An 8,311-nucleotide genomic window follows, 5' to 3' on the forward strand; every position below is an offset into this window, starting at 1 on the left:
TCCCCGCAAGGGGGAGGGAGACGCAGACTGAGATGCTGGTGTGAGGGTCGCCCTCCCCCTTGCGGGGAGGGGACAGGGGTGGGGGGCAGCCCGCACCGGCCAATGGGGTGCCACGCGACCCTCAGCCCTCTACCCCTCGAACAGCATACCGTCGCGCAGCTGGTAGCGCCGCGTTGCCAGCGCTTCGACGTCGTCGACATGGTGGCTGACCAGGAGCGTGATCCACTGCTGCCGTTCGGTCAGCGACTTCACCAGCGTGCGGATAGTGCCGCGGGTGTCGTCGTCGAGGGCGGAGAACGGCTCGTCGAGCAGCAGCACCGGTCGGTCGCGCAGCAAAGTGCGGGCCAGAGCCACGCGCTGCTTCTCGCCGCCCGACAGGGTGTCGGCGCGCTGCTTCAATACGCCCGGCAGCCCGACCTCGTTGAGCGCTGCCTCGATCTTCTGCCGCCCGCCGGTCACGCCGCGGGGCAGGCCGAGTTCGAGGTTCTGGTAGGCGCTGAGGTGCTCGAACAGGGTTTCGGACTGGAACAGGATGGAGATCGGCCGTTGCTCGGGCGGCAATGGCAGCAGATCCTGTCCAGCGAGCGTCAGCCGGCCGGCCGAGGGTACGAGGAAGCCGGCGATCAGGTCGAGCAAGGTCGACTTGCCGGCGCCGGACTGGCCACTGACGGCGGTGACCTCACCGGGCTTCGCCACAAAGCTCAAGTCGAAGTGGCGTGTCGCGCCGGGGTGGGTGAAGCGCAGGTGGTCAGCTTCGAGCATCGGTGAGCTTTCCAAACAGTTTTGGCAGCAGCACGAAGGCGGCGATGGTAATCACGAGCATCAGCGCTGCGATGGCGGCGGCGTCGTTGCTGCGATAGGCGCCGAGCGCCCGGTACATGAGCAGCGGCAGGGTGGCGAAATCCTCGGTGCCGAACAGCGCGATGACGCCGAGATCGCCGAGCGAGAAACAGAAAGCCAGCGCCAGCACGACGCCGGCTTCACGGCCGAGCAGTGGCCACTCGACGGCGACGAACTGCCGCCAGCCGCTGAGACCCAGCGAGCGGATCAGCCGGCCGCGCCGTTCGGCAATGGCATCGAGCGGCGGCGCCAGCGTCGCCAGCGCGAAGGGCAGGGAGAGCAGCGCGTTGGCGAGCAGTACCACCACCGGGGCTGCAACCTCGGGCAGCATCCCGGCATTGCGCACCAACAGGAACGCGCCGAGCGACAGCACTACGGCCGGCACCGCCAGATAGGCATAGGCCGGGGCGCCGATGCCGACGCGGAGCAGCGGGATGCCGGAGGCGGCGCGGCCCATGCCGATGCCGAGCGCCAAGAGCAGGGTGAGCAGCGCCGAGCCGGAACCGAGCAGGAGACTGGTGCCGAGCGCCTTCCAGAAGCTGAGGCGGCTCGCCACCTCGATGATGCCGGGCCCAATGCCGTCGATGAGGATGGCGAGCAACGGCAGCGCGAAGCCGACGATGCCGAAGACGAGGACGGTCCATTGCGCGATGCGCGCGGCAGTCCCGTCACGCCAGCGCGGCGGGGTCGAGCCGCCGGTGCTGGCCGATATGGGCGCAAAGGCAGACGCGGCGATGATGATGGCCGAGCAGATGCCGATCTGCACCAGCGCCAGGGTGACGGCACCGCGGAGGTCGAAATCAAGGCGCACCGCGGCGTAGATCGCCACTTCCAGCGTCTGGTTGGCTGGGCCGCCGCCGAGCAGCAAGACGATGGGGAAACTGGTGAAGGCGAGGAGGAAGATGATGGCGGCGAGGCCGGGCAGCGTGGTGCGCAGCATCGGCCAATCAATCACCTCAAAGCGCTGCCAGGCGCCGAGTCCGAGGCTCTGGCCGGTCTTCAGGCGCTTTTCCGGAATGGCATCGAGCCGGGCGAGGAGGATACGGGCGGCGAACGACGCATCGAGGATGACATGGGCAGCGAGAATGCCGCCGAGGCCGAACAGCGGCACCTCGAGCGGGTGGCCGGTTACGGCCAGCGAGAGCTGGTTGACCCAGCCGGCGCGGCCCCAGACCGAGAGCAGGCCGAAGGCGACGATCAGGCCGGGGGTGACGATGGCGGAGGCGAACAGCCCGACGATCAGGTCGCGGCCGGGGAAACGCAGCCGGTTCAGCGCCCAGGCCAGCGCCGTGCCGACGAGCAGCGACAGTACGGTGGTGAGCCCGGCCTGGATGGCGGTCATCGACACCAGGTGCCAGACGTCGACGCTCGATTGGCGTGACGGTTCGCCCGCCGCGGTGGCGAGGATCGCCAGCAGCACCAGCGCCACCAGCGTGGCGATGGCCGCTGCGATGCCCGCCCCGGCGATGAGCCGGAGCGGACGGTGCGGCAGCACCAGGTTACTGGAGCGCGGCGAGAGCAGCATCGACCCAGGCCCGGCCATTGGCGGCAAGCGCGGCTTCGTCGATCGCCAGCACTTTTGCCGGCGGCTTGCCGAACTCGGCGGGCAGGTCGGCGCCGAGGTCGATCACCGGATACATCCAGTTGGTAGTGGGGATGATCTTCTGCGCTTCCGGCGTCGTGAGGTAAGCGAGGAAGGCCTTGGCGAGCTCCGGTTGATCGGAGCTCTTCAGCACGCCGGCCACCTCGACCTGCGCGACATAGCCTTCGGTGAAGGGGGCATAGGCGTAGTTGTGCTTGTCTTCGGCGATGGCGTGATAGGCGGGTGAGGTGGTGTAGCTCAGCACCATGTCAGCCTGGCCGTCGAGGAACAGGCCATAGGCTTCCGACCAGCCGCGGGTCATGGTGAGAACGTGCGGCTTCAGGCCCTTCCAGATCTCCGGCGCGCGGTCGCCATAGGCGGCCTCGACCCACAGCACATTGCCGAGGCCGGGTGTCGACGAGCGCGGGTCCTCGATGACGATCTTGAAGCTCGCGGGCAGCGCGATGAGCTCCTCGAACGAGGTCGGCGGGTTGGGCGTCTTCTGCTTGTCATAGACAAAGGCGAAATAGCCGTAATCGAAGGGCACGAACTCGGCGTCGTTCCACGGCAGCACCAGGCCCTCAGGAGCGAGGCCGTGCGGGGCAAACAGGCCGGTGGCGCGAGCTTCGCCCGAGGTCGCGGTATCGAGGCCGAGCACGACATCGGCCTTGGTCGCGGTGCCCTCGAGCTGCACCTTACGGAGGTTCGAGATAGCGTCCTCGGAGGTCGTCCACTCGATGGTGCAGTTGCAGGTCTGCTCGAAGCCGGCCTTGAGGCCGGGGCCGGGCCCCCATTCGGCGGCGAAGCCATCATAGGTGTAGATGTTGAGGATCGGCTTGTCCTCGGCGAGGACAGGCAGGGCGGTGGCGCAGATGACTGCCGCCAACGCGAAGTGTGCGAACGAGCGCATAAATCGTTCCCTTCGGTTGCGGCCATGTGAATGAAGGGGACGTCAATGGATCGGACGCTGTCGCGCCCTTGCCATCTCGAACTTCCTCCGCCAGCATGACCTGGTTCAGGTTCAATGGGTAACTCTCAGCTCCGGAAGGCCCGGAACACCCCAGCGAGACAGCTGACAGATAGACAGAGTTTTCCCTCCGTGCAAGCGCGTGCCCCCCAGACTTCCGTTGCGGTCTTTGACGACCTGATGGTCATCGTTGGCGGCGGGACGGTCGATTTCGACCTCCTGCGCGAGCTCTACGCTTCGGGCGGCCATCTGGTCGGAGCCGATGGCGGAGCCGACCAGATCGTCGAGGCCGGCCTCAAGCCCGAGCTGATCATCGGCGATTTCGATTCGCTGAAGAACCCGCACTCCTGGCTGGGCAAGACCCGGCTAATGCAGATCAGCGAACAGGAAACCACCGATTTCGAGAAGTCGCTCTATTCGACCCGCGCCCCGGTAACGGTGGCGCTGGGGATGACCGGTCGACGCTTCGACCACACGCTGGCCGCGCTCGATGCGGTGGCCAAATATGCGGCAAAGCGGAAGATCGTGCTGGTCGACGAAGAGGACGTGGCGCTGCCGCTGACCAAGGCGTTCTCGTTCACCGTCGATCCGGGCGAGCGCGTCTCGATCCACCCGCTGGCGGCGATAACCTTCTGGACTTCGGAAGGGCTGAAATACCCGCTCGACGCGGTGAAGCTCGCGCCAGGGGTGCGGACGGGCACCTCGAACGAGGCGCTGACCGGGCCGTTCCGGATCGTGCCGGAGGAAGGCGTGCATGCGCCGTATTTGCTGATCCTGCCGCGGAAGTACTTGGCGCAGCTGATTGCGAAGCTGCTGCTGGAGAAACGCTGACTGATAGAGACGGCCCCCTCCCATCCTCCCCCATAAAGGGGGAGGTGCCGCATCGAGTTTCAGGCACTATCGGGCCACAAGCCCGACTCTTCACCTCCCCCTTTATGGGGGAGGCCGGAAGGGGGCCGTCTCTATCGGTCGAAAACCCCCGTTCCGGCGAAATTCCGCCCAAATCCCCGCTACATGTCGCGGTCTTTAAGAGCTTGGGGCCATTCGTGAAAGTTCTGATTGCAGCATTATTGCTGAGCCTTGCCGCCGTGTCCGCGAGCCGGGCGGAAGTGGTATGCACGTTGATAGTCGACGCCGAAAGCGGCGCGGTGCGGCTGCAGGAGGGCGGCGGTTGCGCCACGCCGACCTCGCCAGCGTCGACGTTCAAGGTGCCGCTGGCGGTGATGGGGTTCGATGCAGGGATTCTCACCGGGGCGGAGGAGCCGGCCTGGCCGTACAAGGCCGAGTATGACGCCAACCGGGCGGACTGGAAGGTGACCACCACGCCCGCCACCTGGCTGCGCGATTCGGTGCTGTGGTACTCGCGCGTGCTGGTCGCCGAGATGGGCGCCGAGCGCTTCGGCAAGTACGTCAGCGATTTCGACTATGGCAATGCCGATATCTCGGGCGACCCGGGCAAGAACAACAGCCTGCTGCGTTCGTGGATCAACTCGTCGCTGCTGATCACCCCGGAAGAGCAGGTGCGGTTCGTGCGGCGGATGCTGGCGGGCGAGCTGCCGGCAACGGCGGCGGCGCAGGCCGCGGTGGTCGCCATCATGCCGAGCTTTACGGCCGGCAAATGGACCGTCTCGGGCAAGACCGGCACCTATTACGAGCGCAACGCCGATGGCACCTTCAACTCGCGCCGGCAGACCGGCTGGTTCGTCGGCTGGGCCGAACGCGATGGCGAGCGGCTGGCCTTCGCCTACCTGATCCGCGAGAACAAGAAGACATCTGGCACGGCGGGCATGCGCGCCCGCGACGCATTGCTGGCGCGCTTCGCCAAATGGGGCAAGGGCGAATTCGCCTGGGCACAACAACCGCGCCCGGCGGTGGTGCCGGTGATCGGGCCACCGCAGAACGGGTAGGGATTAGTTGGCCGGCGTCCGGTGAGCTGTCAGTCGGGATTCCCTCCCCCGCTTGCGGGGGAGNGTGCCCCACGCACTGATCGAAGCGGATGGGGCAGGCGCCAGAGTTTGTGGCACCCCCCTCCCACCACGCTTTCGCGTGGTCCCCCCTCCCCCGTAAACGGGAGAGGGTGCGCCGACTGCAGGTATGCAGCCCAAACAAAAGAAAGGGCCGCCCATCGGGCGGCCCTTTCATTACTTAGGTCGAAAACGCTCAGAGGCTGGCTTCGCGCGATTTGGCGTGTGCCGCCTTCTGCACGGCTTCCTGCACCTTTTCGAAGGCGCGGACTTCGATCTGCCGGATGCGCTCGCGGCTGACATTGTATTCCTGCGCCAGCTCTTCGAGCGTCGCCGGCTCGTCGCGCAGGCGGCGGGCCTGGAAGATCGCCTTCTCGCGCTCGTTGAGGTCGCTCATCGCATTGGTGAGCAAGCCCATGCGCTCGGAGAATTCCTCGGTCTCGCCGAGGGTGGTCTCCTGGCTCGGCGTATCGTCGACCAACCAGTCCTGCCACTCCGAGGCGCCTTCGTCGGCGCGCATCGGCGCGTTGAGCGAGGCGTCGCCCGAGAGGCGCTGGTTCATCGAGACGACGTCGCTTTCAGTGACGTGCAGCGTCGTCGCGATCTGCTTGATCTGGTCGGGGTGGAGGTTGCCGTCATCGAGGGCGGCGATCTGCCCCTTGATCTTGCGCAGGTTGAAGAACAGCCGCTTCTGCGCCGCGGTGGTGCCGATCTTGACCAGCGACCACGAGCGCAGCACGTATTCCTGAATGGCAGCGCGAATCCACCACATCGCATAGGTCGCGAGGCGGAAGCCCTTTTCGGGCTCGAAGCGCTTCACCGCATGCATCAGGCCGACATTGCCTTCCGAGATGACCTCGGAGATAGGCAGGCCATAGCCGCGATACCCCATGGCGATCTTCGCCACGAGGCGCAGATGCGAGGTGATCAGCTTCTGGGCGGAACCGGGATCCTGATGCTCCTTGTAGCGCTTGGCGAGCATGTACTCCTCGTCAGGCTCAAGCATCGGAAACTTACGAATTTCCTGGAGATAGCGGCTGAGTCCACCCTCAGCCGAAAGAATTGGCAGATTGGTCTGGGCCATAATGCACCCTCGTCTTTCCCCCGTAGTCACGGGCAGATACGCAGCCGTGTCCAGTCCGGCACACGGCTGACTGTCAGAGATATATAGGTCGAAAATCGGTCTTGATAAGACCCACCGACCCTGCATGAAAACGTTGGTAGACCACGAAGGTTGCGTGAACCTTGCAGGCGGGTTTGTGGTCTGCCACTCCCCTCCGGCGCTCACCCTGGAGGCACCGCTTGCCCCACCTACTCGGTGTCATCCCTGCGAAAGCAGGGACCCAATTCACCGATTGCGCCAGCTGATGGTTGGGTCCCTGCTTTCGCAGGGATGACATCCGGTGGGGAGGTGAGGCAGCGGGTCAACTCGTGCACGCCGCTGCCGCCGACGGCGAAGCACTCTACCGCGCAAACGCCCGATCGAATGGTTCGATCGCCGCTTCCAGCGCCTCGAGATCAGGCGGCAGCGGCGCCTCGAACTGCATTTCCTCGCCGCTTGTCGGGTGTTCGAAGCCGAGTTCGGCGGCGTGTAATGCCTGCCGGCCCAGCGCCGCTACGGCCGTCTTGGCCTGGTCGGGCAGGCGGTTGACCTTGGTGGCAAAGCCTGGGCCGTAGACCATGTCGGCAACCAGCGGGTGGCCGATATGAGCCATGTGGACGCGGATCTGGTGGGTGCGGCCGGTCTCGAGTTCGCAGCGGATGCGGGTAATGTCCCAGCCCTCGTCGCCGAAGCGGGCCTCGACCCAGTAATGGGTGATGGCCTCGCGGCCATCCTGGCGCACCGCCTGCTTCAGCCGGTTGGCCGGGTCGCGGCCGAGCGGCGCCTCGACGGTGCCGGAGGCCTGCTGGGTGCGGCCCCAGCAATAAGCCATGTAGGCTCGGTGGAGGGGCCCCGTGCGGCCGTGATCGGCGAACTGCGCGGCGAGGTGGTTATGCGCCTGCTCGGTCTTGGCGGCGACCATGACGCCGGACGTATCCTTGTCGAGGCGGTGGACGATCCCCGGGCGCTTTACCCCGCCAATGCCCTTGAGGCTGTCGCCGCAATGGTAGAGCAGCGCATTGACCAGCGTGCCGGTGTGGTTGCCGGGGGCAGGGTGGACCACCATGCCGACCGGCTTGTTGATGACGATCAGTTGGTCGTCTTCGTAGAGGATATCGAGCGGGATGTTCTCGGGGGTCGGCTCGGCCTCGATCGGCTCGGGGGCGACGAGCGTGACTTCTTCGCCATCGCGCAGCTTGTATTTGGGCTCTGTGACAGCTCGCCCATTGATCGCGACGCTTCCGGCCAGTATCAGGTCCTTGATCCGGTTGCGCGAGAAGACCGGTACGGCACGGGCGAGTGCGGCATCCAGCCGGCTGCCGGCGTCGGCGGCATCGACCAGCAACTGCCACTCCTGTTCCTCGCCGGAAATTTCCTGCATGAGCGATCCTCAAGACAAACCCGAAACCACCCCGGAACTGACGCCGGAAGCGAAGGCCGTACTGGCCCGGGCGCGCAAGTCCTTCATGGTGTCGATGGGGCTACTGGTCGTGGGCCTTATCGCCATCGGCGGCGCACTTGTCTACCGCGCATCGCAGAGCGACAGCAAAGCCGGCAGCGACTACGTCATCGCCGCGCTGAAGATTCCGGCCGGTGGCGAAGTGGTTTCGGCGGTCGCGGCGGATGGCCGGGTGACCGTCACCTACAAGCTCGGGCCATTGACCAGCGTGCGCATTTTCGATGGTAAGTCGGGCGAGATGATCCGCGAAGTGCCTGTGGTCAGCGAGTAGTAGTTTGTGGCGAAGCCAGCAGTCGGCGACCCTTGCATGTTGATTGTTGCCGACTCTGTTCAGAGTAGGCGGTCCCCGGCTGGCGGCCACCAGCCAGGGACCGGATGGACGGGACCGTTGTGCCCT

At 65.9% G+C, this 8,311-nt stretch carries 8 protein-coding genes and 1 riboswitch; of the genes, 3 read left to right on the forward strand and 5 right to left on the reverse strand.

Going from position 1 to position 8,311, the window contains the following annotated elements; all coding sequences use genetic code 11:
- Nucleotides 1-129: 129 nt before the first annotated feature.
- From ASC68_RS20410 to thiB, 3 genes are read right to left on the reverse strand one after another with little or no spacing between them, the layout of a single operon-like run.
- A complete protein-coding gene (locus ASC68_RS20410; RefSeq protein ID WP_055883265.1) occupies nt 130-762 on the reverse strand; it encodes an ATP-binding cassette domain-containing protein in 633 nt (210 codons plus the stop codon).
- Complete coding sequence (locus ASC68_RS20415; RefSeq protein WP_055883267.1) at nt 749-2,365, reverse strand: hypothetical protein; 1,617 nt, start codon at nt 2,363-2,365, stop codon at nt 749-751. Before ASC68_RS20415 ends, ASC68_RS20410 begins: the two co-directional genes overlap by 14 nt.
- A complete protein-coding gene (gene thiB, locus ASC68_RS20420; protein WP_055883269.1) occupies nt 2,340-3,332 on the reverse strand; it encodes a thiamine ABC transporter substrate binding subunit in 993 nt (330 codons plus the stop codon). The genes ASC68_RS20415 and thiB overlap by 26 nt, the downstream gene beginning before the upstream one ends.
- Before the next feature lie 65 nt (nt 3,333-3,397).
- Nucleotides 3,398-3,495: riboswitch (TPP riboswitch) on the reverse strand.
- Nucleotides 3,496-3,569: 74 nt separating this feature from the next.
- Between thiB and ASC68_RS20425 the strand changes: the two genes are divergently transcribed.
- Both ASC68_RS20425 and blaOXA read left to right on the forward strand, forming a co-directional pair.
- Nucleotides 3,570-4,220 (forward strand): thiamine diphosphokinase, encoded by a 651-nt coding sequence (locus ASC68_RS20425; protein WP_055883271.1) that lies wholly within the window; start codon nt 3,570-3,572, stop codon nt 4,218-4,220.
- A gap of 215 nt (nt 4,221-4,435) precedes the next feature.
- A complete protein-coding gene (blaOXA, locus tag ASC68_RS20430; protein WP_162247953.1) occupies nt 4,436-5,296 on the forward strand; it encodes a class D beta-lactamase in 861 nt (286 codons plus the stop codon).
- Between the two features lie 253 nt (nt 5,297-5,549).
- Here the strand turns inward: blaOXA and rpoH are convergent, their stop codons facing one another.
- Both rpoH and ASC68_RS20440 read right to left on the reverse strand, forming a co-directional pair.
- Entirely contained in the window at nt 5,550-6,437 is an 888-nt protein-coding gene (gene rpoH / locus ASC68_RS20435; protein WP_055883274.1) for an RNA polymerase sigma factor RpoH, read from the reverse strand.
- A 379-nt stretch (nt 6,438-6,816) separates the two neighbouring features.
- The gene (locus ASC68_RS20440) at nt 6,817-7,836 is read right to left on the reverse strand and encodes an RluA family pseudouridine synthase (protein ID WP_055883277.1); all 1,020 of its coding nucleotides are present in this window, start codon (nt 7,834-7,836) and stop codon (nt 6,817-6,819) included.
- Here ASC68_RS20440 and ASC68_RS20445 point away from each other — a divergent pair.
- The gene (locus ASC68_RS20445; protein ID WP_055883279.1) at nt 7,835-8,185 is read left to right on the forward strand and encodes a hypothetical protein; all 351 of its coding nucleotides are present in this window, start codon (nt 7,835-7,837) and stop codon (nt 8,183-8,185) included. The two genes, ASC68_RS20440 and ASC68_RS20445, sit on opposite strands and share 2 nt — an antisense overlap.
- The last annotated feature ends 126 nt before the right edge of the window (nt 8,186-8,311 follow it).

The sequence above is a fragment of the Devosia sp. Root105 genome (genome assembly GCF_001424865.1).
In the GTDB taxonomy this organism is placed as follows: domain Bacteria; phylum Pseudomonadota; class Alphaproteobacteria; order Rhizobiales; family Devosiaceae; genus Devosia_A.

Excerpts from the sequence above, each read along its gene's own strand:
- ASC68_RS20410 (WP_055883265.1), bottom strand. The coding sequence starts at position 762 with ATGCTCGAAGCTGACCACCTGCGCTTCACCCACCCCGGCGCGACACGC.
- ASC68_RS20415 (WP_055883267.1), bottom strand. The coding sequence starts at position 2,365 with ATGCTGCTCTCGCCGCGCTCCAGTAACCTGGTGCTGCCGCACCGTCCG.
- thiB (WP_055883269.1), bottom strand. The coding sequence starts at position 3,332 with ATGCGCTCGTTCGCACACTTCGCGTTGGCGGCAGTCATCTGCGCCACC.
- ASC68_RS20425 (WP_055883271.1), top strand. The coding sequence starts at position 3,570 with ATGGTCATCGTTGGCGGCGGGACGGTCGATTTCGACCTCCTGCGCGAG.
- rpoH (WP_055883274.1), bottom strand. The coding sequence starts at position 6,437 with ATGGCCCAGACCAATCTGCCAATTCTTTCGGCTGAGGGTGGACTCAGC.
- ASC68_RS20445 (WP_055883279.1), top strand. The coding sequence starts at position 7,835 with ATGAGCGATCCTCAAGACAAACCCGAAACCACCCCGGAACTGACGCCG.
- ASC68_RS20440 (WP_055883277.1), bottom strand. The coding sequence starts at position 7,836 with ATGCAGGAAATTTCCGGCGAGGAACAGGAGTGGCAGTTGCTGGTCGAT.